The 26,591-nt window shown below is 44.7% G+C and carries 20 protein-coding genes; 10 read left to right on the top strand and 10 right to left on the bottom strand.

Translation table 11 applies throughout. The annotated features are described in order from the left end of the window. Positions 1-43: 43 nt before the first annotated feature. Together ACVA58_RS10385 and ACVA58_RS10380 are read right to left on the bottom strand one after the other, a co-directional pair. Positions 44-1,633, bottom strand: coding sequence for a BCCT family transporter (locus ACVA58_RS10385; RefSeq protein ID WP_446510370.1), 1,590 nt, complete (start codon positions 1,631-1,633; stop codon positions 44-46). 21 nt (positions 1,634-1,654) lie between these two features. Further along, complete coding sequence (locus ACVA58_RS10380) at positions 1,655-3,646, bottom strand: CocE/NonD family hydrolase (RefSeq protein WP_446510369.1); 1,992 nt, start codon at positions 3,644-3,646, stop codon at positions 1,655-1,657. Positions 3,647-3,802: 156 nt separating this feature from the next. Here ACVA58_RS10380 and ACVA58_RS10375 point away from each other — a divergent pair, with 156 nt between their 5' ends. Then, positions 3,803-4,669, top strand: coding sequence for a LysR substrate-binding domain-containing protein (locus tag ACVA58_RS10375; RefSeq protein WP_446510368.1), 867 nt, complete (start codon positions 3,803-3,805; stop codon positions 4,667-4,669). Between the two features lie 73 nt (positions 4,670-4,742). On the opposite strand, the gene ACVA58_RS10370 is transcribed toward ACVA58_RS10375, so the two are convergent. From ACVA58_RS10370 to ACVA58_RS10360, 3 genes are all read right to left on the bottom strand, one after another. Then, the gene (locus ACVA58_RS10370; protein ID WP_107299531.1) at positions 4,743-5,057 is read right to left on the bottom strand and encodes a heavy metal-binding domain-containing protein; all 315 of its coding nucleotides are present in this window, start codon (positions 5,055-5,057) and stop codon (positions 4,743-4,745) included. A gap of 135 nt (positions 5,058-5,192) precedes the next feature. Beyond that, positions 5,193-7,370: a bifunctional 2',3'-cyclic-nucleotide 2'-phosphodiesterase/3'-nucleotidase gene (locus ACVA58_RS10365; protein WP_446510367.1), complete on the bottom strand. Its 2,178-nt coding sequence runs from the start codon at positions 7,368-7,370 to the stop codon at positions 5,193-5,195. 297 nt (positions 7,371-7,667) lie between these two features. Next, positions 7,668-8,411 carry a dienelactone hydrolase family protein gene (locus ACVA58_RS10360; protein ID WP_446510366.1) on the bottom strand — a complete coding sequence of 248 codons (744 nt, stop codon included), beginning with the start codon at positions 8,409-8,411 and terminating at the stop codon, positions 7,668-7,670. Between the two features lie 165 nt (positions 8,412-8,576). Between ACVA58_RS10360 and ACVA58_RS10355 the strand changes: the two genes are divergently transcribed. Both ACVA58_RS10355 and ACVA58_RS10350 read left to right on the top strand, forming a co-directional pair. Continuing rightward, complete coding sequence (locus tag ACVA58_RS10355; RefSeq protein WP_446510365.1) at positions 8,577-9,548, top strand: glycosyl transferase family protein; 972 nt, start codon at positions 8,577-8,579, stop codon at positions 9,546-9,548. Positions 9,549-9,644: 96 nt separating this feature from the next. Next, positions 9,645-10,013 carry a hypothetical protein gene (locus ACVA58_RS10350; RefSeq protein WP_446510364.1) on the top strand — a complete coding sequence of 123 codons (369 nt, stop codon included), beginning with the start codon at positions 9,645-9,647 and terminating at the stop codon, positions 10,011-10,013. A 41-nt stretch (positions 10,014-10,054) separates the two neighbouring features. On the opposite strand, the gene ACVA58_RS10345 is transcribed toward ACVA58_RS10350, so the two are convergent. Further along, complete coding sequence (locus ACVA58_RS10345) at positions 10,055-12,103, bottom strand: methyl-accepting chemotaxis protein (RefSeq protein WP_446510363.1); 2,049 nt, start codon at positions 12,101-12,103, stop codon at positions 10,055-10,057. A gap of 822 nt (positions 12,104-12,925) precedes the next feature. Between ACVA58_RS10345 and ACVA58_RS10340 the strand changes: the two genes are divergently transcribed. The 3 genes from ACVA58_RS10340 (at position 12,926) to ACVA58_RS10330 (ending at position 15,165) form a co-directional block, all read left to right on the top strand. After that, a complete protein-coding gene (locus ACVA58_RS10340) occupies positions 12,926-13,891 on the top strand; it encodes a TDT family transporter (RefSeq protein ID WP_446510362.1) in 966 nt (321 codons plus the stop codon). Between the two features lie 145 nt (positions 13,892-14,036). Then, positions 14,037-14,423 carry a DUF2799 domain-containing protein gene (locus ACVA58_RS10335; RefSeq protein ID WP_446510361.1) on the top strand — a complete coding sequence of 129 codons (387 nt, stop codon included), beginning with the start codon at positions 14,037-14,039 and terminating at the stop codon, positions 14,421-14,423. A 562-nt stretch (positions 14,424-14,985) separates the two neighbouring features. Continuing rightward, positions 14,986-15,165 carry a hypothetical protein gene (locus ACVA58_RS10330; protein ID WP_446510360.1) on the top strand — a complete coding sequence of 60 codons (180 nt, stop codon included), beginning with the start codon at positions 14,986-14,988 and terminating at the stop codon, positions 15,163-15,165. A gap of 603 nt (positions 15,166-15,768) precedes the next feature. Here the strand turns inward: ACVA58_RS10330 and ACVA58_RS10325 are convergent. Then, on the bottom strand, positions 15,769-16,938 hold the full coding sequence (locus ACVA58_RS10325; protein WP_446510359.1) for a p-hydroxyphenylacetate 3-hydroxylase oxygenase component: 1,170 nt from the start codon (positions 16,936-16,938) through the stop codon (positions 15,769-15,771). A 183-nt stretch (positions 16,939-17,121) separates the two neighbouring features. Here ACVA58_RS10325 and hpaA point away from each other — a divergent pair, with 183 nt between their 5' ends. Next, positions 17,122-17,997, top strand: coding sequence for a 4-hydroxyphenylacetate catabolism regulatory protein HpaA (hpaA, locus tag ACVA58_RS10320; RefSeq protein WP_446510358.1), 876 nt, complete (start codon positions 17,122-17,124; stop codon positions 17,995-17,997). Positions 17,998-18,054: 57 nt separating this feature from the next. Here hpaA and ACVA58_RS10315 read toward each other — a convergent pair whose 3' ends face one another. The 3 genes from ACVA58_RS10315 to ACVA58_RS10305 form a co-directional block, all read right to left on the bottom strand. Further along, the gene (locus ACVA58_RS10315) at positions 18,055-19,002 is read right to left on the bottom strand and encodes a phosphatidylinositol-specific phospholipase C/glycerophosphodiester phosphodiesterase family protein (protein ID WP_446510357.1); all 948 of its coding nucleotides are present in this window, start codon (positions 19,000-19,002) and stop codon (positions 18,055-18,057) included. 684 nt (positions 19,003-19,686) lie between these two features. Continuing rightward, positions 19,687-21,093: a glucuronate isomerase gene (gene uxaC / locus ACVA58_RS10310; protein WP_446510356.1), complete on the bottom strand. Its 1,407-nt coding sequence runs from the start codon at positions 21,091-21,093 to the stop codon at positions 19,687-19,689. Between the two features lie 72 nt (positions 21,094-21,165). After that, entirely contained in the window at positions 21,166-22,152 is a 987-nt protein-coding gene (locus ACVA58_RS10305) for a TRAP transporter substrate-binding protein (protein ID WP_446510355.1), read from the bottom strand. 204 nt (positions 22,153-22,356) lie between these two features. Here ACVA58_RS10305 and ACVA58_RS10300 point away from each other — a divergent pair, with 204 nt between their 5' ends. The 3 genes from ACVA58_RS10300 (at position 22,357) to ACVA58_RS10290 (ending at position 26,559) form a co-directional block, all read left to right on the top strand. Next, entirely contained in the window at positions 22,357-22,875 is a 519-nt protein-coding gene (locus ACVA58_RS10300) for a TRAP transporter small permease (protein WP_446510354.1), read from the top strand. Positions 22,876-22,886: 11 nt separating this feature from the next. After that, positions 22,887-24,200 (top strand): TRAP transporter large permease, encoded by a 1,314-nt coding sequence (locus tag ACVA58_RS10295; RefSeq protein ID WP_446510353.1) that lies wholly within the window; start codon positions 22,887-22,889, stop codon positions 24,198-24,200. Between the two features lie 352 nt (positions 24,201-24,552). Then, positions 24,553-26,559: a heparinase II/III domain-containing protein gene (locus ACVA58_RS10290; RefSeq protein WP_446510352.1), complete on the top strand. Its 2,007-nt coding sequence runs from the start codon at positions 24,553-24,555 to the stop codon at positions 26,557-26,559. Positions 26,560-26,591: the final 32 nt, after the last annotated feature.

Below are 26,591 nucleotides of genomic sequence, written 5' to 3'. Positions count from 1 at the left end.
GATAAGTTGCTACAGACTAATGCTCGACATGTACAAACGTCCCCTAATTACCTCTGTCATGCGATTGTGTCAATGTATTGAGCAAAGGTTCACCCACCTTATCGTAGTGGTGAATGTCTGAGGTCAACAGCTCTGGCTTATATAACCAACGAACCAATGTCGCGCTGCAAGCCAGAATGATCACTGTGGCAGGTAACCCACCTAGATTCGACAATTGTTTCACGCCGTTAATACCGACGGTACTGACCATAATCCAAGATACCAAGCCAATGACTCCTCCCCACAAAATTTTGATTGGAAGAGAAGACCCTTCATCGGATTCTGAGTCAAAATCTTTGGTACATAAATCGCCGATAGCATCAGTGCTTGAATCCGCCGCCGTTACATATGAAATGAACGCAATCAAGATCAAAAAGAACGAGGTTATTCCGCTCAAAGGTAACTGCCCCATAATATGATAAAGCAATTGTTCTATGCCTTTTTCGTTGAGAATTGCATACAGTCCACCGTTACTTTGTGTATCCATAAAGATAGCGGTACCTGAAAAAACGGCGACCCACATTAAAATGAACAGACTTGGGTAAAACAGGTTGATCTGGATAAACTCTTTCACTGTATAACCACGAGCAATCTTACCGAGGAACATTGCAGTGATCGGTGCCCATGCAAACCAAACCGCCCAATAAAAAACACTCCACCACTGGGGCCATGGGTCATTGGCTGCCTGGCCGGTAAATAAACTTAACCGAAAGAACGATTGAAGAAATTCACCTAGCCCTTCAACACCAAGAGAGAGTATGTAAGTTGTTGGCCCAACGAAAAGGACAAAGATGAACAACGCAATGAGCATCCAAAAGTTCGCCTGCGACATACGGGCAATACCTTTTATCAAGCCACTGGCTGCTGAAAAGATAAACGTGCCTACGATAACCGCAATGAAGATACCTAACGTAAACGTATTACGCTCTATATCAATAAACTGGCTGACACCACCCACCAAGGTCAGTGCACCGGTACCGAGTGATGAAGCCATACCCACAACCAATGAGTAAAGTGCCAGGGCATCAATCACATCACAAACCTGGGGTGTCAGGTAGCGGCCAAACACCGGACGTAATGAGCTCGAAATAGAAAACGGAAGCTTAAGGTTATAAAAAGCGAGCGCAAAAATAAGCGCAGGAACACAATAGATAGCGTATGGCGTCGGCCCCCAGTGCAAAAACATTGCTGAGATCGCAAACAGTATCGCATTTGCGCTACCTGGTTCGATACCCAAGCTTTCCGGTGGCCCATAGATATGGTAAATAGGCTCAGCTGTCGTCCAAAACAGGACACCCACCGCTAATGTGGTGCAGAGTACTATCATAAACCAACGTTTTTTATTGATACGAGGAGTACTGGATTCCCCCCCAATACGAATATTACCCAATTTTGAAAAGTAGGTGATCACGATCAACACCAGCAGGTAAAAACTCCCTAGGCTGAATAGCCAAGAAAAATGCTGCAATATACTGTTGTTTATCGCACCTGTTAAATCGGTGAACCCCTCTAAGTCAACCAAGCTAAATACTAATGCTGCCATCAATATCAAGAAGGTCGGGAAAAAGACCAAAGGTCGAATATTTTTAATCATTAACTCATCCTTGAACATTGATTACATGTAATTACGCTTGATGGTTTCATCAAAACGTTTTTCAAAAATCAAATTCCCATCGCTACAGGCTTTCCATTGCGCCTGAATATAAAAATGCTCTGCATCACACGTCATTACATAATGTGCCTCTATCGCCGTGCGCCAACCGTCACGCCCCATATCCACACACAAGTGAATATCATTTTTCGCACTTAAAGGGTCTTGCGGGTGAATAGACAACGATTGCTCAATGGTAAAATCAATGTCGCTTTGTGATGAAGTGATAAACTGACAACCAAAATCTTCAAAGGTCTCAAGCGTAGTCATATCGGTTTTATAGTCCCGATGAACGACACGTTTGCTGCTTGACGCACGCAAGACTTGACCATCAAACCCCACAGGTTTGTCATAACTAGGGACCAGATCTGACACTACAGGCGAGTCGTTTAGTGGCATACTCACCGAACATTGTGATGGATATAATGTCAACGTAGCGTCTTCCGCACATGGCCATATCAGAGGCCAGTAAGCAGTTGAAACGGCAATACGCACCTTATGACCTTTTGGCACAACGTAAGCCATATGGTTTAACGCAACATCGACTTCATAGACCGCATCCACAACTAGAGGCTCTGGAAATTCGTGACTGTTACGGTGAGATAGATTCAATAAACCGTGAGTAACTCGAGTCACTTCCCCAGTAGGGTGCACATCAGAGATCCGAACCACTGCATAGGCTTGCGGTTTATCACTTGATAAAGATAGGCGCGCCATTACCTGTCCAGCTAATGGCAAATCTTCCGTCAGTGTATCGGAATCAAATACCAGTGAACCAGCGTCATCTAAACGCTGATCTGCCGGATTTTCCATATCCAGGCGAATGCCAACACAGAAGCGTCCTCCCTCTAAGCCAACAGTTTGCGGCGAACGAATACTCAATGGACAACTGTCTGATATGGTTTCCGACAACCCTTTATCAGATAGGTACCATTTTTTATAACTTGTGTTTATGGATGGCCATGTTGACTCACTGACCCAAGTCCCAGCACGATGTTTATAATCGGTTTGTGGTAGTACGCTGTCTTGCAAGTAATAATGCAGCTCCGGCTCTCTATCTATAGCATTATCAACACCTTTCAACCATCGATCCCACCACCTGACAGACTCAGCAACGTAATCCATTTTGGGATTAGGATAAGCAATATTAGGGTATTTATGGGCCCATGGCCCCACCAGCCCTTTCTTGGGACCAGACAAATTACTCAACAGAGAAAATACAGTGTTGCGGTACCCATCAGCCCATCCCCCCATCGCATACACGGGGATGTTGATGTTTGAATAGTCTTCACAGACCGAACCATGTTTCCAATAATCAGAGCGTGTTTGCTCTGCCAACCACGGCTTGGCCAAAAATGGCATCTGCTCAAGCCGATCAAGCCAGATATTTTTCCATTCTTCGCCAACCAGTTTGGCATCAGGAGCACGACCCAGCGCATAAGCCCAAAAAAAGGCAGCCCAGTCCATATTATCATTAAGTAGACAACCGCCCGCAAAGTGAATGTCATCCCTAAAACGATCATCCGTCGAGCACTGGGTAATAATCGCTTTTAATGCCGTCGGTTTCAGCGCGGCAATCTGTAGCGAGTTGAACCCGCCCCAAGATATTCCCACCATGCCTACGTTTCCATTACACCATTTCTGCTCGGCAATCCAGTCAACCACATTACAGCCGTCTTGAAGCTCCTGCTGGGAATATTCATCCTCAAACAAGCCTTCTGATTCACCACAGCCCCTAAGATCCACACGAATACAGGCATAACCATGTGCGGCAGTTTCCGGCATCGTGATTTCATCACGAATGATGGTGCCGTCATTTTTACGGTAGGGAAGAAACTCTAGTATGGCGGGGACAGGATAGGTAGCAACGTCAGCAGGCATCCAAGCTCGGTAGGCAAGCCGTGTGCCATCAGGAAGGGTCAGCCAGTCGTGATGGATCTCTTGTACGGTCTTCATTATCATCCTTGTTACATAAGCAAAGGACCTCCTATGTTATAGAGTGCCGTTTGTCAGTAAATCAGTATTTAGTTACCATGGTGTTAACTATAAGTTCATACAAGTAATACTATGCCCATAAACTCCAAGTTAATACCCTCCACTAATAGTCTGATAATGTTTGAAGCGGCTGCGAGGTTGGGGAGTTTAACAAAAGCTGCAGATGAACTTTGCGTGACGCCAACAGCGGTAAGTAAGCAGGTTAAACAGCTAGAGTCGCTGCTAAGCACTGAGCTATTTACCCGCTCGCCGCAAGGCGTTCGTTTGTCTGACGAAGGGCGGCGGTATTTAGACCGAGTAACCGAAGCTCTGACAATACTTGCTGAAGAAACACTCCTCATGGATGAGGCTGCTAATGTTCCAGCTTTAGATATTGAAGTCGGCCCTTGTTTTTTGCACTTTTGGTTATTGCCTAGGTTAGATCAATTCCGCCAAGAGCATCCTGATGTTCAGTTCAATATTAATGTAAACAATGAACGTCAAATCGCAACAGATGACAGCTACGACGTGGCGTTTTTTTACTCCCCTATACACTCGCAAAATCAAAATAACTATCTAGTTTTTCATGAGCGGGTATTACTAGTATGTAGCCCGGGATTCCTCGAAAAACACGGCGGAAACATTGATATATCAACAGTTTTTGATTTGCCTCTTGTCATGCTCAAGGATGAACTCGAATTCTGGGAAGGTTGGCAAACCTGGGCTGATAAAGCCGGGTTAGAATACCGTATACCACACGACGCAATTTGCATGACAGATCAAGTTGCCGTAATACAGGCAGCCATCAATGATGCAGGTATTGCCCTCGTATGGGACTGGCATGTTGAAGAGTTATTAGAAGCCGGCCAGTTGGTTGCTCTAACTGAGCTGCTTGATTTTACTGACAAAGCCTACTTTCTTTCGATTGCCGATCACTGTACCGACCCCGCGGCACAGACATTTGTCGAGTGGGTATTAAAACAAGAACAAGAACACAGTTCTTGAAACAAATTAACTAACTCATATTGTCATCACCAAAAGCTTTTGTGGGTTAGTCATAAATAGCGATCCCGACTGCTTAGCGCAATTTCACTGCCGTCCCATAAACCAAAATTTCAGACGCCCCTTGCATGATGGCGCTAGTAGTAAAGCGGACATTGACAATCGCATCGGCACCCAAGGCTTCTGCTTCGGCGATCGCACGTTGGGTCGCTTCCTGCCTGGCTTCTGTCAGCATCTCGGTATAGCCGCGGATTTCACCGCCGAAGATGGTCTTAAAACCTGCCATGATATCGCGGCCAACATGCTTGGACTGCACCACATTGCCAGTCACCGTGCCAAGTACTTCCTTGATTTCGCGACCATATACTTCAGGAGTTGTCACATAGAGCATATTGTTCATCCTTATATTCGAACACTGCTTCATGCGCAGCGGTTTCTTTTTTGACTGTAGGTCATTACAAAGGTTCAGATAGCAAAAAGCCAGCAGGAGTTCTGCTGGCTTCATTATAGGTTCAAGTCACTTGCTTTATTGCATGTTCATTTCAAACACACGATAACCAGACTTATCTTCGATAATGCCAGTTTCATCGGTTGCCTTAAGCAAACCAGACTCAATATGGTCTTCGGCAAATGTCGCGGCGTCTACCAATCCTGATGTCATAAAGGTCACAGTTTTACCCTCAGCACCCGTTAACTTGAAGTTATGCATGTTTTCAAACTCTATCACTGGCTCATCACAGTCAGCATTATCATTGCATTGTTCAATGGCTTCTTCAGCACGCATATCAAGGTATTCAGCAACAATGTCACGGTTCGTGTCAGCCTCGTCATCATAGATACGGTCTGAGTTACCCACCCCAGGATAAGTACTACTTGCGCGGAAGTTATTGGTTACAACCAGAACATAATTATCTAGCTCAACCGTTTCACCTTTATAAGTGAAGTTCTTAATACGGTTGTATTGCTCACGAACTATGAAGTTATCGTCTTCATCGGTTTCAAGCGTGCCATTGGCTTTGGTTAAATAACGCGACGGGACAGAGACATCAATCTCGTACTGCAAGTCATCCAAATCAAAGCCGCCAAAGAACACATCATAATTATAAGTACGGAATGTTTGATGTAACAATGCTATGTTGTCATCAGTGATTTGCTGGTATTGCTGGGAAGCAACCGATTCCAACCACTCAATGACATCTTTAAACGTCAATTTAAGAACTGAAGGCGTGTTGTTATCAAACACATACAGATCGGCAACACTCGCACGGGTAAGCGCATCATCAGTAATGTTGGTGTAATCTTTATGACCGCCTCGACCGCCTTTGAAGGGAGCGGATACCGATAGCAATGGAAGATCTTTGTTCTCTTCGCCAAAGACACCTTCTTCCTGCCACTCCAAGCCTTTATGATATTGCGCTTCGTTAACAATTTGCACCGACAGATCAGGTACAATATTCGAGAAGAAACTATTGATAGGCTCTTCTATCGCACCAATTTCTTCCGCCATAAAGTCAATCGTGCCTTGGTGATCATCTTCGACTAACCAATTCACCACAGCATCTTGTGTATACGGCTTCAAGTCACGAACTTCAGCTGTACTCGCTTCAACCGTCCACGTTGCTCCGTTGACAGACTTAAGGTTTAGATCGATAACACCAATATGATTTCCCCAGAAACCAGGCATAACGGCAGGCTTACCAAAAATAGTTCCTTCCTCAGGATTTACCCCTGGAATACCGTCATAGGCATCACTTGTGGTTGGGAAGTTCTTATGGTCATGGCCAAACATTAAGGCATCAATACCGTCAATTTGTGCCAATTGCCACACCGCATTTTCCATAAATGGTTCAACATTGTGCGAATTAGTTAAACCGGAATGCGGAACCGCCACAATAATATCTGCCCCTTCTAATTTCATTTTAGGGACATAGTATTCGGCTGATTTAGCGATATCCGCGACCATTGCCTTACACTCAAGGTGGCGTTTATCCCAGTCCATAATTCGTGGCGGAACAAAACCAATAACACCGACTTTAACCGGGTAATGGTTTCCATCATCAGCAATGAATTCACGGTCCAAAATCACATATGGGTTAAAGTATGGCTGGTACTCGTCAAAAAATTCATCGTAGTCTCCAGCATAGTGATCTTCAATATCGAAGCTACACTCTTCGGTATTTAATTGAACCTTACCAGAGCGAATGGCATTTTCATCAAACTCAAAGACGTTGGCACTTACATAAGGGAATTGAGCATGGTCAATGGCAGCATCAAGAAAGTCTAAACCATAGTTGAATTCATGGTTACCTATGTTGGCAGCGTCATACTGCAAGTAGTTCATTGCTTTATAAACAGGGTGAGGGTGTCGCTTCAAATGCTCTACACCTAAGTCAGCAATATAATCACCCATCGGGCTGCCTTGAATAAGGTCCCCATTATCAAACAACAGTGAATTATCCACTTCATCTCGAGCTTCTTGAATAATGACGGCTGTGCGGGCCAGGCCATATTCTTGATTGCCTTTTGATGCAAAGTAATCGAATGATCGAACATTCGAGTGCAAATCTGTTGTTTCAATTAATCGCACATTCATTAGAATGCTTTTTTCATCCGTCTTTCCATCTGTTGACGAACTACTGTTACATCCTACTAACCCAGCAACAATAGTAGCCAGAGCTAGATATTTAAAAGGCTGTTTACTCATTAGATATCCATCGATAAATTATTAAAATCGAGAATGAAACTAATCAGAGTTAATGAACAATTTATGACAATACGCCAGCAATCCAAAGCATAATATCAACACTAAGCTAGCGCGCAGCCAGAATATACCTAGAGTTAATGGATTACATGAAGGTTATTTTAACTTTAATAAAACTTGTAGATAATTCCGCTAAATAATTTACAAAAGAGACCAATAACCCACTTTTAAAATCACTATTCCTAGCGAATTATCGATCTTAATTAATTATTTTTGTAATACAGACAATTAAATCGTCATCTACCACTCAACATCATCAAGGTAAGTTAAGAAACGCTGCCACGATTTATAATCTGCATCCTGACGGTAGTTATCCGAACCATACACAGTGAAAGCGTGTGGCGCACCGCTGTAAACAATCATTTCATTGCTCACGTCCGCTTTTTCCAGCTCCCCCGATAAAACAGCAAAATCAGACATTGGGATCGCTGTATCCGCCGCGCCATGAAGAACCAATATATTCCCTTTTGCCTTGGAGTAGTCCTGACCTTCCGGGGTTTTCAATCCGCCATGAAAGGTGGCAAAGCCTTTCATGTCTGAGCCAGAACGGGCTAACTCCAGTACCGCTGCGCCACCGAAACAATACCCCATCGCCACGGATTTATCGGTATTGGCTCCAAGCGAGTCCGCCATTTGCAGCGCCCCATTCATCAAGTCACGCATTTTCATTCGGTCTTTATAGAGCTCTCCGGTATGCTGGCGCTTATCTTCCACTTCGGTCGGCCGTACCCCAGCACCAAACAAATCAGCCGCAAACACCGCGTAACCTTGCTCTGCCAGCATCTCAGCACGCTTAACTTCATAGTCAGTCAAACCATCCCAATCGTGGATCAGCAACACAAGTGGCGCATCTTCTGATGGAGAAATGTAATACCCCTCGTAGGCCTCATCATTGACCTTGTACTCAATCGCCCTACCTTCAGTTGCATTTGCCCCTAAAGGTATCACCGCCAGCAACGCACCTAAAATCAAACGTTTCTTCATCACACTCATCCTTATTGACTGCGTTATAACTTAGTTTCCAGAAATAAGTGTAGGCAAGCACTGACGAAAGTGTAGAAATGACCAGACGACAATCCTGTTTCATTATGTGAATAAATCCATTAGCTTAGTATTTAAATACTTGGGTACATTTACACGGAAGGCACCATGACAGCATTTTCAGAGTTTATTAAACACGTTGGCCGCGGAGAAAAGGGCCGTCGCTCGCTCACCCAAGACGAAGCGCGTGAAGCGCTGGATATGTACCTCGACGGCAAGGCCGAGTTATTACAACTTTCCACCTTGCTGATGCTGCAACGTGTCCGTTGTGAAACCAGCGAAGAAGCCGCCGGATACATTCAATCTCTACGTGGCCGTATCTCAGCAGACTGGCGTGAGCTAGATGTCGATGTCGACTGGCCATGCTTTGCCGGTAAACGTCGCCAGCCGCCTTGGCTTATGCTGGCTGCCAAATTACTCGCGCAAAATGGTATCCGTGTCATGCTGAGTGGCCATATGGCTGTTGATGCGATCAAATATCAGGTTGAAAGTGCATGTCCTGCATTGGATATTCAACAGGCCGCGACACCGGATGAAGCGAGACAGATCCTCGCCGAAGAGAATATTTGCTACATCCCGCTCTCTAGCTATTGCGAGCCACTCATAGATTTGTTGGCACTGCGAAATTTAGTTGGACTCAGAACCCCGCTCAACACCGTAGCCCGGGCACTCAACCCAACCGCAGCACCTTATGCGATTCATGGTATTTTCCACCAAGGCTATGAACAACTCCACGCCGAAGCAGCTCAATTAGTGGGAGACACAAACATGGTCGCCTTTAAAGGTGAAGGTGGAGAGAGTGAACGAAGCCCACGTACAGCCTGTCGTTTATCTGGCGTCAATCAAGGACAGCTATACACGGAAGAGTGGCCAACTTACTTGGAAGGCGCATCCGGTAAACACGGTGAGATCAGTGGCGACTTCTTGCAACAAGTTTGGCAGGGAGAAACCAACAACCATTATGGTGAACACGCGGTGGTTTCTACTCTCGCTATCGTGCTAAAAATGATGGGCATTTGCAGCGAACAAGAGCAAGCCTTGTCGATAGCCCGCGAATGGTGGGAAAAGCGCTTGAGCTAAATTGAACTCAGCAACCTGCATAACTGATAACCACATTTGGTAGTCGAAAATAGGTAGATTATCCGCATTCCCAACCTCTTGCTACGAGACGAATGTATGATTTCCCCAAGACTACCAAGTGTCATCTTCACCCTGCTATTAGGCGCAGCAACAGCCACCAACGCTTCTGCGAGCTCTCTGGCCACCGTCACTTCTGCCGGCCAGTTGCATGGTGTCTTGGACTCTTGCCAATTCTTCGAAACACTGCCCGATATGACTATCCAGCGAGTCAGCGATTACCTGCTCCAAAGCACGCTCAAAGCTGATAACACCGACCATCATGTAGCATGGGTAGAAGCCCGGGTGGAAGGTCGGCAATATGCCGATAAGCTGCATATCGCCAACAACACCCTCCATGATGCCAAATGCAATGGCATTGTAGAGTCATTTTGGAATGGCACCCTACCTACAATAAACAGGGGCTGAAAAGCCCCTGCTAATTAGCTTCTGTATGGCCTGATGCGATTTTAGTGAGACGCTGTTATAGCAAATTCACTGGTTTCTGGTGACTGATTCGTAGTGCGAATGTGAAACTTATCAACTTCTGACATCAATTCCATCATGCGTTGTTTAATCAAATGCATCTCTTCATGAATATCCACTATCGCCTTCATGGTATTTCCAGCAAGCTCCAACAAGCCATCGACATCAGCATCCACACTCTGTGCCGTTTGAGATTGCTGAGTTGCCGCTGTGGCAATGCCAATATTAAATTCAGCAATTTCGTTGACGTTACCTATTAATCCTTCCACCAAAGAACTTGCTTCCGACACCACGCTTTGGGTTTCAACGGTTGCCTCTCGACTTTGCTGCATATTGCTGTAGGACGCCTTAGCATTTTGGGTAATACCATCGAGTAACTGGCGAATGTCTTCTGTGGACATTTTACTGCGCTGGGCCAAGGTTCTCACTTCATCCGCGACAACGGCAAACCCCCGGCCTTGTTCACCCGCCCTTGCCGCTTCAATCGCTGCATTAAGTGCCAACAAATTGGTTTGCTCAGAAATGGCATTAATAGTGTCGAGAATAACGGTCACCCCTGCCATTTGCTGCTCAAGAGTCTCAATACACTGATATGTTTCATTCACACTAACCAGCAGCCGCGAAGTCGTCTGTTGCGATTGTTCACTCTGAACATAGCTAGATTCTGCACTTTGGCGAGCCAATTCCGTGCTGCGCTGCGCATCGTTGGTGATACCGGCAACCTGTTCACTAGTTTGCGCCATTTCGGTCATTGCGGTAGCAATACTGTCACAACGGGAGTGGGTTTGCTGGCTGTCCGTACTTGCCAGTGCTATTAACTTCGCCATCTCCGCCATTTCTTGCTGGGTTTGGCTTGCGACACTATGAGCCTTATTGAGAGTATCACTTACGCTATCTGATAACCTATCCAGTTTGTCACCGATCTCGCCAATCTCATCATCATGGCTATCAGCAAGGCGAATAGTCAGGTCTTTGTTTGCCGCCATCGCAGCTAACTTGTCCGAAAATGCAGAAACACGTCGCGTTAAACGCTTGAGTGAAACTATGGTGAACAGGATCAGAGGTAGAATAACGAGAGCAACGAGACCAGCAAGAAACTGCAGTTGTTTCATCACATACTGTTGTTCAGCCTGTACCTTTACCGTTAATTCAGCCGCCATCTGATCTCGCAGAGTTTTTACAGCAGAAATTCTTTCTGTGGCTAGCCCAAACCAACTTGTCGCGTTAGGCCCCTCCACCCCAGTCAATGATGCTTTTTGGGCTAGAAACGAATCTTGAATACTCATCACTTGCTGCCAAGTCGGTGAACGAATAATACTTTCAAGTTGGTGTAAATATTCCCCACTTAGCAGTAAGCGGGCCTGGCGGATAGCATAAGCTTCGTCATTGATGTATTCCTGGATTTGCGCATAACGGTCGAGGCCTGATTGCTTACTGGCAAAGACACCATTAAGCGCCCCACGTGCCATTCCGGCTTGCTCTTTAGTGATCAGCAACTGCAGCAAGCCCTGCATTTCCTGCTTGAGTTCAGCATTGCTGATCTGAGCGAGTAAGATCGCTAGATTATCCAATGCCAAGCGATTGATATTGGAGTAATAGGCAAACGGGGAGTCAACCAACTGCAACGTATCGACTTGCTGCCGGATTGCATGGCGCTTATCCAATTGCGAGCGAACGGCTTCAAGCAGCGGTTCAATGGCTTGGCTATCCAAGTGTTTGGTGGTGAATGCCAACAATGACTGGAAAGCATTGTCTGCAAGGACTCTTTGGTTTCTCAAGGTCTGCACCTGAGGGCCTTGCCCCTTGGCTCCGATCACCCCCGCGGTTAATCCTCGCTCAACCGCAAACTGGTGGGCGACTTCATCATAGAGATGAAATAACGCGACGGTTTCCTTAGTGATACCAGCTTGGGATCGTTTATCCATTAATTGATAGGTTTGCCACCCAATCACAGACAACAGCAACAATGTGGGAATAATGAAGATGACGAGCAAGGTTTGGCGTATGGTCAAAGAGTTGAACTGGCTGATCATGGTTAACCTCTTGATATTTATAATTCCTTTTACGAATTAAAAATAGCAAACAACAGTTATAATATCCTGTAACCCCATCACCAATTGAGCAAATATTGAACTCCCTCAATAAATTGTTAAATGATTACATTAATATCTCTTTTTGTTCGCTTGAGTGCCACTTGTTGACGAAATAATCAATATCGTAGGGATTTACCATAAAGTTACCCACTGTTTTTGTGGATAACATAAAACGAGTGTTTAAAAACAACAGGTTAGTATTTTCAAGAAGATGGCGATATTTTTCTAGCTGCAAAAGAAAAGCCGCACCATTGCAGTGCGGCTTAGTTTTTATCTCTATTCTGTTGCTCCAGTCTACCTACACAGCACACATAGAGCGATGATTGAACTACAACTTGAGGCTTCGCCACTCATTACGTTGAGTATGCCGTATCCGATATAGTCACAAATTTAAATCGGACATCTTTGTGTTTGACGAAGAAGTACTTTGTTTTTTTGTCACTTAACCAAATTGTAAACTAAGCAATACCGACGCTTAGTGTGGTTGATTCACATCAACCGGCTTCCTGTACCCTTGAGCCACATGTACGAAAACAGCTCATTCCTCCAGAAGCTAAATATAAATCAGCTCATTTACAGGTCACAAATTAAATATGGTACTAAATTCCACTTTTAGCAAACCTGATTTGCCAAATCTTCTACCAAAATGTGACCGACTCCAAACTCTGTTTTGATCCATCCCCCGTAATCTCACTGCCAAACTGGTGTAGAATGCCCCCTTCTCCAGTCTGTTTAATGTTCAACGAAGGTTTTTATAGCTCAATGGCAGCATTTACCAATGCTTTGATACACATTCCAACGGCCCAAGCCGCTTTGGCTTTAGCCTCAATGGGAACTGGCCTTGCCTGGTCACTGTATTTCCCTGAACATACCGATTGGTATCGCGGTATAGGTGCTCTGATCGGCGCTATTCTGCTGATCCCCGTGGTGCTTAAATACTTATTCAACCCCAAGCGTTTTATCCAGGATCTCCGCCACCCACTCTATGGGAGCTTAATGGCCCCGATGTCGATGACCTTACTGGTCTTATCCGACTACCTGTCTTCGCTCCATGTTGAAGTCGCTCGCTTGCTTTGGTACCCCGCACTGGCCTTGCATATGTTTATGATGGGGTTTTTCTTTTTCTGCCAAATCAAAAACTTTCGATTAACTAACATGTACCCAAGCTGGTTCCTCTACCCTGTTGGGGCAATCAGCGGTACCTTGGCTGGCCCACAGCTTGGCCACCACGATTTCGCTTTGGCCATGACAGATGCCTGTATCGCCATTTACTTCCTTATGTTACCTGTTGTGCTCTATCGCCTGTGTTTTGCCGGGCGGTTACCACGACCAGCCAGGCCAACACTCGCTATCATGGCCGCTCCAGTCAATCTCTCCCTAACCGCTTACCTATTGAATGTCAGCGAGCCGGATCCTGTCTTGACCGGTGCTTTAGCTGGAATTGGTATCACCATGACTATCTTGGTTTATCTGTGCTATTTCAATTTACTTAAGCAACGTTTTCAACCATCACTGGCTGCGGTTACCTTCCCATCAGTGATCAGTGCCGTTGCCCTGGAACGCCTCACTGACTGGTTTGCAATCTATTATCCGCATTGGTCATGGCTCGAACGATTGGGTATTTTTGAAATGACCGTCGCAACCGGGCTCGTGCTTTGGGTGGGCTGGAATTACCTCGGCTATTACTGGCCTCGCACCGCTCCATCACGGGTGCTCTCCAGCAGATAAAGATAAAACCACAATAAAAAACGGGCTTTTATGCCCGTTTTTTCATGAGGATTTATACTTGAAGTGTAAGACCTGCCCAGCAGTCAGATAGCCTATCTATTTGCGCTAGCGGGATCACTTTCACACTTGCTTGCGGAGGTAGACGATGAAACACCTAGTTTTACTTGTAGCTGTCCTCAGCTTAGCGGCCTGTACCGGTCAGTCCTATGACACCGACCTGGCTCAAGAAAATCAATGGAAAATGCTTGGTGTCAAAGACGGTGAAAATGGCCGCTTAGTTCGCACCGAGACTGAACTGAATAAACTGAGTGAGATGCCTGAAGGTGCGATTAACGATTATCGCCTGGGTTACCAACAAGGTATTGAAGATTACTGCCTACCTTACAAAACCTATAAACATGGTAAACAAGGGGAGCAGTACACTGGTCAGTGCCTCAATACTGAGCATGAAAACCTGGCCATCCAAGGATGGGAAGCGGGTTACAATGAGTATGTTTCCGAACAAGATTTGCTCTGGTTAAATAACGAATAACGTATTAAAAAAGCGGCTCATTTTCATGAGTCGCTTCTTCATTGTAACTCTTTCCGATAGCCAACAGCCCCAAGGGGCCAACGATTCATTATCGTTTTATTGCTTAGCGTCTTGCTGCTTGGCTTCTTGCTGTTTGTTTTTTTGATCTTCTGCTTTTTGACGAGCCAGAAAGATTTGGGTTAATGCCAACATTTCAATCATTTTGCCATCTCATCGTGTAATTTATTATCAATAGACGGCATGAATACTACCCATCAATGTGACGCACTTCAAATTAATATGCTGTTTTCATGTAATAAAACAACAAAAATGGGCAACTTGAACAAGGAGAAATATTTTCATCCAATTAGAAAGCCCCCAGTAAACACAAAACAACATATTTTACTTTTACATGAAAAAGACGCTTTCTAACGTTCTGCACACCAAGACATTCTGCATACATCACACAAATGAAAAAAGAACCCGAGACAGCTAAATAAATGCAACCAATTGAGCATCTACGTCAACTTATATTCAGGTTAGACCACTATGCTGGTATCAGTATCTGTTTATGGAGAGAACGATGAAATTAGCTGATATCAAAAGCCTCCGGCAGCTTAGCAGCCACTACCAAAAGAATACACAGGGCAGTCTTCATCGCCGCAGAAGAAGCCGGGTTAGGGAAGAAAATCCGATTGAAGATTTGGCAGACACGACGATTTGGTCTGGACGCAACCGCCGTTACAATACAGCCAACACTTAAGCCACATTTTCACATTGCCCAGCCATTTGGCCAGACAAGAAAAAAACGCCCCTGAGCTTTCGCTCAGGGGCGTTTTCCGTTCCTAATATCCTGGGTTCCAAGCAGGATATCCACTGGGCTTCCCCAGTCGGTCTCAATCACACAAGTGCATTAACAGACCTTTAAACCACCCTCCCCCGTTCTAAGGAGAATGATCTTTTTATTCGCAATTTGATGCTCTCAAATCTTGAAATCAATTTATCACATAATTTTATTTATGCAAAAAAAATTTGAGTGATTGCTGCATTTTTTGATTAAAATCATCCGACATTTCATTTTATGTTGATCCCAACAAAACAACGACCATAACAACCCACTTCATAGTCACCTCGTTACAACCGATAAAAAACACACCCAGAAACAACAAAACAACCTATAAAACAACAACTTAATTATTAACCAAAAAGATAACAGCCCATATAAAAGGATAGCGGTAACACTGGAACAAAATGTAATCTAGAATGTAACGCCACCATACACTCAACAAAAGTTGAATCTCATTATCCTAAAATGAAAAGGCCCCCCTAACAGGGGGGCAAGAACACCACTCGAGTAAAGTGGTTATCAGACCATACTTGGGTCCGGCTCCAAGCCCATTAACTGACGACCAAGGATCTGGGCACAAACATCGTAATCGGTATACGCATGAGCTGCCGTCATATGGGAATCGCGGAACAGACGCTGGCCTTCATTGTCATTAAACCAAGACATTCCCCCCATCGCTTCAAACAAGCGATCCACAGCCTGGATACACATCTTCACCGCGTAGGCCTGATTGGTCCTCCAGTAAGCTAGCGTATCGGCAGATGGGTACTCTTTGCGCTCTCCATGTTCTTTGTGCTCTTCCCAGGTTTTCTCTAGGAAAGCTCGAGCTGCTGCAACTTGGTGGGTTGATTCTGCAAGACGCATGAGTGCAGGTGTTGCCGCCCCCACTTTAGCCCCCGTGTAAGCACGGACACGGTTTTTAGTTTTTTCCTTGTAGACTTCCAACATACGCTCGGCAATACCCAAACTGATTGCTGCGAAGCCGCAGGCAAAATAGGGACGGTAAGGGGTATAGAAAATATCACTGTCAGGGTAAAGCCCAAATCCTGCAGAGTATCCTTCCATCATACCTTTGGCTGTTTCAATACGGTGCTCAGGTATAAATACGTCTTTTAAAACTAAGGTTTTGGTACCGCTAGAACGCATCCCCGCCGCATACCAGTCGTCAATAATGCTGTATTCATGGCGCGGTACAACGCCAAAGCAGTAGACTTTATTGCCGCTAACATCCGTTCGAAGAAAGCCCAAAATAGCCCAATCACCATGGTCACTGCCGCTACTCCATCGCATGTCACCGTTAAAGATCACCCCACCTTCGGTTTCTTCCGTTTTTCCAAAAGGCGCAATGCTGCTGCTGGCGGTTGCTTCTGGATTATCTCCCCAGAATTCATCTTGGGCTTGCTTGGAAAACATCGCCATTTGATGACTGTGCGTGGCTAACAGACTCGCCCCCCATGCTGTGCCACCGCACGCCCCTGCTAATGCCGCTACACAATCAGTAAACTCAGGCAGTGAAATCTCCGAGCCACCGTATGCCTTCGGTTGTAAAGCGCGGAAAAAGCCTACTTCACGTAACAGGCGGATATTCTCTTCTGGTGGTGTGCGGTCAAGTTCAGCCTGCCCTGCATTAGCAGCAATAGTCGGCAGGATAGCTTGCATCTTTTCTAGCAGGGGATTCGGTCGCTTCATGTCCAGTTCCTTTTGATAGTGAGCATTGCCGTTTCTTTTCAGCGGCTTCTTTACACTTATTATGGGAAATCACCGTTCACTGTTAAATGGATGTTACAAGTATTTAATTGTACTTTTCGCCAAATTAGATAACATGTTAAATAATTTAGAAATAATAAAAACAAAAGTACGGAAGGTCACGCCATGGAAGCACTCACAATCCCTAACCTGAATATCGGAAAAGTTTACGATTCTCGCTATAACGACAACGAGTTCCATCTTGAAAGACTCAATAGTCTGGCCCTGTTTTTTGGTCGAAACATGCCAACTCACTATCACGACCGCTATTACCAAATACACTGTATTCTGGAAGGCAGTACTCATGTCCTGCTCGATCAATCCCATTACTCTATGCAGGGAAAAACCCTGTTCTTCACGCCACCTACCGTACCCCACTCATTTGTTACCGACGACCATGCCCATGGATTTGTAATCACTGCCAGTCAACAACTGGTATGGCGGCTACTCGATATTGAAATTGGTCGCAATGATATTGCTTCAACGGCCATGCAGCCCTTTTGTATTCCCCTACCAGAGTCCTCACCGTTGCTGACGTTATTTGAAATGCTTGAGAAAGAATCAGCACAACAACAATTTATGGCTGAATCGGCCAGCCAGTCCTGGCTTCAATTGATCTTGATAGAAATCATGCGGTACGCCAACAACCAGCCGGTGACAATCAGCTACCGCAGCAGTGACGTTAGCGTTTTCAATCAATTCAACTTGCTAATTGAAGAGTACTACCGATCCCACTGGACACTACCGCAGTATGCCGAGAACATAGGGCTGACTACATCAAGGCTAAATGATATCTGCCGCCGGATCAGCGGGCTGTCTTCAAAGAGGTTGATCACTGACAGAGTCATGCAGGAAGCTCGCCGGTTGCTGCTACTCACTGCGATGTCTATCTCTGAAGTGGGTTACGAACTTGGCTTTACTGATCCGGCCTATTTCGCTCGCTTTTTTCGTAAAAATGCAGGAGTCACTGCATCTGCTTTTAGGATGAGAGGGAAAGAATAGAAAAGCACACTACGAAAAGCAGTGTGCTTAAATAGTTTTAATAATCAACCATAGGAGCTATGGATACATAGGATCCCAATCTTGACTATCTAGCCAATTTACCGAAGGCTCTGAAGGATGCGGATCATTTTCCAGCAACCAATCGTGCAGATCTTGTTGGTGATCAGTATTAATAAAGTCGACATCGGCTTTTACTAATTCACTCCAAATATGGTTATTAATAAAATCATCACCTTCCGGTGTCGCCCAGAAGCGAATTTTCTGATCATTGGCATGTGCTTCGGTCACAATTCTTTCCAGCTCATCAAGTGCTTCCTGCGGCCATTCTCCCTTACCAAAGAAATTACCAAATTCTGGTTGGTTAAAGTGACTGAAGTTATTACTGACAAGCGGCATTAGTCTTGGGTCAGTTATTTCACCCAAGTCTCCTAAACGACCATCCACGAAGGAGTAGCGAATAGACGCAGCATCCATTTGGTCGATCGGACGATGGCCTGAAATAATTGCCGTTACCGGCCCTTGCTTCACTACACCATTTTCATAGGTAGTGAAGATATCTGGATATTGGCTTAACACTTCTTCTACCGCCAACCAAGTTTCATAGCCGCTATCATCACTGTCTATTTGTGTTTTAATATCAATCAGTAATACAGCAGAATGCGACCAGTTGTTATAAAAACGGTATTCGTTGTCCCTGACATACTGGACCAATGGCTGGATATACATCTCATCAAACGACCACTCAAAAACCGTTTCCCACTCATCATGGGCCACCAGCACTTCATCATAACCTTCACGGTAGAACACATCGGCTTCAAAACTACCAAAGCCCAAATTTACCGCACCAAAAAATGGCTCGTCACGATAATAATCATTGTGTGAGTGAGAGCGAACAGTGGGGGTTACTTCCAGCCCTTTTCCGTCATCATCAGAGTCACTTGAATTACAAGCTGTTAGCGATATAACAGCAGCTAGTATGCCAACTAATTTAAGAATGTTTTTCACAATTGCTTCCCTAAAATATGTATTAAAGCGATGAACATGCGTTCACAAAACAGCCGTTATATTTAGGTTGAATCATTTCATCTTGATGACTTTAAGATGATAATAAATATCTAAAAATATAAAATACAGTTTCCCAAAGGCAACGCTGGACTAGAGAAACTGTAAGCATTGTTATGCCTTAAATAAAAAGCGGCCATTTACTTGAAGCAATGTCGACTTTTTAATGAAAACCAACATGACACAAAACCTACGGCTGAGACATTTATGCCGGTTAATAAGAACTTCATAGAAGAGGTTTCATTCCCCTACCTCAACGACCATTTAAACCAAATTTTATATTTTTCTTATTCCGTAATAAAAAAAGCCAGCACATTAGTGCTGGCCTTGATTGGTAACTCATACCTTATCCAGGCTTCGTAGCAACATATAAGACACGTTAATGGTCGCTAGATTATCCAGAGCCTGTCCAGTAAGCAGTCCAAAATGAATAAAGCCCCCAAAACGGGGGCAAAATACAACAAGCTTTATTCAAAGCGTCTTGCAACAAAATAGATGATCAACACTAAAACCAAATTATCTTCAGATCACGCTTAATTCAGGCTCCAAAGCCATCGACTAGCAGCCTAAGATCAGGGCACGCACAGCGCAGTCTATATAGACATGACATGTTTCATTTAGTTGATATTACAAGTCAAAGTACTGTTTAGCGTTGTAGTAACAGATACCTTCGACAGTCTGCTTAAGTAACGCTTCATCGTTCGGTAGCTCACCGTCTTTAACCCATTGACCAATCAGGTTACACAAGATACGTCGGAAGTACTCATGACGAGGCATAGACAACAAGCTTCGCGAATCTGTCAGCATACCAACAAAGCGGCCAAGCATACCGAGGTTACCCAGTGTTGTAAGCTGGTCGATCATACCTAGTTTCTGGTCGTTGAACCACCAGCCTGAACCGAATTGGATCTTACCTGGGCCAAAGTCACTGTCTTGGAACGCACCAATAAGGGTGGCAACCATTGCATTATCGCGTGGGTTTAGGCAATAGACAATAGTCTTGGTAAGCTGGCGATTATAGTCTAAGTCGCTAAGCAGATTCGCTAGGTTAGCAGCAAAAGTCTGATCATCCATTGAACTAAAGCCTGTTGCTCCACCCAGTTCTTCAACACGGCGAGCGTTTGGATCCTGCAGAACACCAATATGTAGCTGCATAGTCCAACCAAGCTGATGGTTTTTCTGGCCAATAAAATGGAAGATCTGAGTCTTAAAGATTTCCACTTCATGAGCATTGATATCTTCACCAGCCAACACTTTTTTGAATACTAGGTCAGCGTCTTCCACAGTCGACGCAACGTATGGCACGACCTTGATACCCATATCAGATAGACGACATCCCGCTTCATGGAAATAGGTAAACCGCTGGTCTAGTGCAGAGAACAACTCATCAAGCGAGGTAATATTGATGTCCGTTTTTTCAGCTAAGGCTGTAACCCAGCTTAGGAACTTATTAGTGTTCTCGATGTAGAACAAATCGTCTGAGCGGAAGGTAGGCAGCACTTTGACCTCAAAGCCTTCATCTGCCAACGCTTTGTGGTACTCAAGATCGCTGAGTGGGTCATCGGTGGTGCATAATGACTCAACGTTCATCATACGAAGCAAGTTACGCGCACTGTGGCTAGGCTGTTTAAGCTGCTCGTTACAGGTTTCCCAAATCTGGGCCGCATTCTGCTCGTTGATAATCAAGTCAATATCAAAGTAGCGTTGCAGCTCAAGGTGGTTCCAGTGGTATAGCGGGTTACCAATCAGGTAAGGCACGCTTTGACACCATTTATTAAACTTATCACGAGAGTCAGCATCACCAGTAATAAAGGACTCGTCGATACCATTTGCACGCATCGCACGCCACTTATAATGGTCATGCCCCAACCAAGCTTCTGCAATAGAAGAGAACTGAACATCGTCATAGATCTCTTTAGGGCTTAAGTGGTTATGGTAGTCGATGATTGGCAGTGATTTCGCGTAGTCATGGTAAAGATGCTGTGCGATTTCGTTACTAAGTAAAAAGTTATCGTCGAGAAAATTCTTATTCATTGTATTACCTTTGAAAAAAATACAAGCACGCTACCTGAAACTGCTTTCAGGTAGCGTGCAAGGTTGCCCTTATTATTGCTGCGCTAGTTTGATTTGATTTAGGAACTCGTAAACTTCTGGCTCATTTTTTTCCAGATCTTGATACATAGGCTGAATCGATTGAATCATTTGCTCACGCTGTTTTTCTGTTGGCTGAACAATAGTTACCCCCATTTGATCAACCGCTTTTTGTTGCAGCGCCATCTCCATATCCCAACCAGTGGTGTAGCTATAGTTCATTGCATCTACCGCCGCTTCGCGAACGATCGCTTGCTGATCTTCTGATAGGCGGTTCCATGAACGGTTGCTGATTGCAATCACGTTTGCCATCTGTACATGGTTGTCTTCAAAGAAATATTTAGCAATTTCACCATGACGCGCTGTGTATAACGATGGGCCAGCACCTTCAACACCATCAACCATACCTTGCTGCAGTGCAGAGAATACTTCTCCGTATGGTGTTGGAGTTGGGATGCCGCCGATGTTCTCAACTAAACGGATCATCGTGTTCGACTCTTGAACACGCAGTTTCATCCCTTTCAGATCTTCTGGGCCGTTGATTGGCTTTGGAGAGTAATAGCCACGTGGTGTCATCATGATGTAACCCAAACCGATAAAGCCACGCTTTTCTGTCGATTCAAGTAGTTCCTGGCCAAGTTCACCAGACACGACTTCGTGCATTTTTTCTGTGCTTTCAAAAACGTATGGGTAGTTCAGCGCTTTGTATTTAGGTTCAATGTTCTCAAGCATTGAACTATCAACTTTGGTCATATCTAACAGGCCATTCGTAACCTGCTCAAGCATTTCACGCTGGGTACCAAGCTGCGAGTTAGGGAAAATGCGAACACGAATGTCACCATTTGACTTTTCAGCAACTGCTTGGGCAAACATTTCAAAATACTGGCCAGTTGGACCGTCTGGATGAGTGTTATGGCCAAGGCGCAATGTAGCTGCGTTAGCAGCAAATGCACTAAAAGTTAAACCAGCGATAAGGGCAGCATTGAGTTTGTTTAGTTTCATGGTTCTATCCAATTAATCGTTTTGAGTTGAAATCAATATAAGTCGAAACCTGACAGATGGAAATAGATAGAAATCACAATTCCTTTTTATTGAAACGATATTTTATTTTTATTGCTACACCGATCTGATTTTTTGGATTTATTCATTGAAATAGCGTTTCAGATGGACAGAATGGCACCAGGATTTTTACAGGAGCATGTTTTCATGTTGAACTTTGTTCGAAAGCTATTTGATCGGGTCATTGGGGCCGGGGTCAGTATTCTCACCATTAGTTTGGTGACGTGCGTGGTATGGCAAGTGTTTTCCCGCTTTGTTTTGCATTCACCAAGTACATCAACCGATGAGATTGCACGCTTTCTATTAATGTGGTGCGGCCTGACTGGTTCAGCCTATATGGTCGGCCAAAACCAACACCTTGCAATTGAAATGCTGGGTACACGTTTGACAGGAATTAAGAAGCTGGTGCTGAGTATAATTGTACAGCTGTTTATCGCTAAGTTTGCAATGATGGTAATGATTTACGGAGGTATCGTGCAGTACAACAATATCTCCATGACAGGCCAGCTTACGCCTTCTCTCGGTATGCCTATGTCTTACATCTATATTGTGGTACCTATCTCTGGATTGATCATTTTGCTGTACAACATGCTAAATATCGCGGATTACGCGAATGAGATCGCCGAAGAAAAACGAAAGCAAAATTTAAAGCTATCTGAAGTATAGGGAGAAGGAATATGAGTCTTGAAATTCAGATGATGCTGGTGATGCTAGTCACCTTTGTAATAACCTCATTCGGCCTGGGTGTCCCAGTCGCGTTTTCTATTGGGCTTTCAACCATTGCAGCAACCATGATGATGTTCCCACTGGAACAGTCAATTTTGATTGTGGCACAGAAAATGATCACCGGCGTAGATAACTTCGCATTCCTTGCACTGCCATTCTTCATGCTGGCGGGTAACATTATGCGCGTAGGGGGGATTGCCGATAAGTTGATCAACGTTGCATTGCTGCTGGTTGGTCGTCTACCGGGGGCACTATCACACACAAATATCGTAGCTAACACAATGTTTGGTACGGTTTCTGGTTCAGCAATTGGTTCGGCGGCTGCGGTTGGTGGTGTTATGGTACCCGCGCAGAAAGCAAAAGGTTATGATCCTGCTTTTGCTACTGCGGTAAACATCGCTTCATGCCCAATTGGTATGATTATCCCGCCATCAGGCGCGCTGATCACATACTCTCTACTAAGTGGTGGTACTTCAATTGCCGGTTTGTTCCTCGCAGGTTACATCCCAGGATTACTGATTGCCCTATCGCTAATGTTTGTGACCTACTTCTGGACTAAGCGCAAGGGTTACCCTAAAGAAGATCGAATTACTTGGGCTATTGTTAAAAAGACACTTTGGGAAGCGATTCCGGCACTTGGCTTGGTTGTGATTATCCTTGGCGGTATCATTGGTGGCGTGTTTACCGCCACTGAAGCATCTGCAATTGCGGTTGTGTACTCATTGGCGCTAGCGATGTTCTACTACAAGCAAATGAGTTTGCGTGATATTCCTCGCGTATTCGGTGAGGCAATGTTGTCGGCTACGGTTATCCTTATCCTAATCGGTATCTCTAGCTCAATGTCTTGGACAATGTCGATTGCTGATATCCCATACATGGTGGGCAGCACAATGCTAGGCATTTCTGAAAACCCAATCATTGTTCTATTCCTTATTAACATCATGCTGCTGTTTATTGGTGTGTTTATGGATGGTGCACCAGCTAAGCTGATCTTTATCCCTATCTTACTGCCAATTGTGACTCAGTTTGGTATGGATCCAATCCAGTTCGGTATCCTAATCACCTTTAACCTATGTATTGGCCTATGTACTCCGCCAGTGGGTACGGCTCTGTTTGCCGGTTGTAAAATTGGTGATGTGCCAGTAGCAAGTGTGATTAAGCCACTGATCCCACTTTGGGTCGCGCAGATAGCGGTACTTATGCTGATCACCTATGTACCATGGGTCACTATGTGGTTACCAAACCTATTTGGCTACGGCATGTAACCTTCTCACTTCGAGATTAACCCCGGAAAAGCCAGTAGGGTATCCCTGCTGGCTTTTGTTATATGCCCCCCAACAAGCAGCCATTCCTTTACACGCTCACCGCACACAACCAAAACACAACCAAAACACAAACACAAACACAAACACAAACACAATAATTAAAACAATGTTTCACTCATCACAAAACAAGACTTTTCTTATCGATCGCTGCAGCTTTATGTGAATAATGAACCATCGTTTCAAAAAGTTTTGGTTACTATAACAATAGCCTGATCACACATTAGGCTAAAGAGTTACTAACACCAAGTCGCAAAAATTTTAATCTATTAGCTTCTCAGGGGAGTAAGTGAATATGCTGCAGTTCTCATCACAACAGATGGTCGCGATTAAGAACAAAGCCACTCAATCAATGATTGATGCGTTGAAAAACGACAATGAAGTAGTGCTGAACAATCCAGTGTTGGTACCTGAAGATGGCCGTGCAACATGGAATCTATATTACTTTTGCCCGGAACACGGAGTACGTCTAACATGGGATCGTGATAAACCCCTGTCACACATCTGCCCAGTTGATGGTAAAGAGTTTACCGGTGAACCGTATGACGGTGCTTGGTGGCGCTGGCTAAATGGGTTGAACGCCAAAGCCTGTTACGATTTGGGCTTGCTATGGCAAATTACCGAGGAGCCGATATATCTAGAAAAAGTTCGCGAAATCTTACTAGCATATGCAACTTACTATCCTGATTACGAAGTTCACGGCGGTATTCCTTACAATGGGCCAGGAAAAGCAAACGCACAAACCCTATGTGAAGCGAACTGCCATATTGATTTAGCTCGTGGCTATGATTTCATTAAGCAAGCACTGACAGAGCAAGAGCAGGACAAAATTGAAAAGCGCTTACTACGTGAAGGGGCTGAGTTCTTAATGGATCATCGTTCCGCTCAGCTGCATAACCATGAAATGAAAATCAATGCGACTATCGGTGTGATTGGACTTATTCTCGATGATCACCGCTATATCGACTTCGCGCTAAATACCGACTACGGAATTCACTACCAGCTAAATAATGGTTGCCTTGGTGAAGGTATGTGGTTTGAAGGCTCAGTGCACTATCACTATTACGCCCTGCAAGCTCTGCTGAACTTTGAAAAGATCGCCCATAACACACCATATTCTGTGAGCAGCAACCCGAACTACCTCAAGATGATGAAGTTCCCACTCAAACTGGTGATGAATAATGGTGATTTCCCTCGCTTGAACGACAGTATTGCCGGGCAAGAAAAGCTAACTCATGCACACCTATTTGAGTTTGCCTACAAGCAAACACCGTGTGAGGAATTTGCACAAGTATTGACGAGCATCTACCAAAATATCAGCCGCGATAATATCGACGCACTACTGTATGGTGTTGATGAGCTGCCAAATGCTGAGCCGATAAAATGTCAATCAATGCACGCTGAGCAAGCGGGTCTGACTATCTGCTATGACGAAGCTCGCAACAATTCAATGCTACTTAAGCACGCTCCTTATGGTGGTGAACACGATCACTATGACCGCCTTGGCTTGATCTTGAACCGAAACGGTAAAGAGATCCTACCGGATTTAGGTACCACAGGTTACGGCGCAGAGCTCCACTACGGTTATTACAAAAACACTGCCACGCACAATACCTTGGTCGTTAACCAGCAAAACCAGTCTCCGATCAATCCGACACTACTTAACTACCAGCAGAATGAGAAGTTTACTCTGGTCGCAAGCGAAGCGAACTGGGCAAACGAACCAGCTGAAGTCGACAGCCACACTCTCGTACAGTGGGATGAAGAGGCTTACCGTGATGTCTGTTTCCGCCGAGCTATTCTTTGGTTAGGAGATGCAGCAGTTGAACTGAATACGGTTATTAACCCACATCAGCAACAATTAGATTTAACTTACCACGTGCGCGGCACACACCTTGCAAATGAACAACGTAAATCAATCGTTAACCCATTGAGCGGTGCTCTGGAGCGCATGCGTGATGTCCAGCTAATCGAAAGCCAAACTGAATTCACTCAGAGTTATGCAATTGAAGGACAGCCTGAATTTAATCAGCACTTTGCAGCAGATCGTGAAGTAGATGTTATTACTGGGTATGCACCTGATAACCCTGCAACCTCTGATATAGCTTATACTTTAGTACGTTCAAACCAAGCTGAGTTGAGAACTGCGCTACTACACGATTTATCTGAAAAGCAAGCATATCAGTTGCAAAAAGTCATTTGGAGCGAGGAGTGGGTAGAGTTTAGTCTGATCAAATCAAATCTTACGCGCCGTTTCCAATACAACCTGACCAACAACCAGATCAGTGAATTGATCGAATAACAGTTTAAAGAGTTAAATCGTCTAGTTTGGCT

It is taken from the genome of Photobacterium sp. DNB22_13_2, from assembly GCF_052873915.1.
The sequence above is the reverse complement of the archived record's forward strand: the minus strand, read 5'-3'. Positions and strand labels throughout refer to the sequence as shown.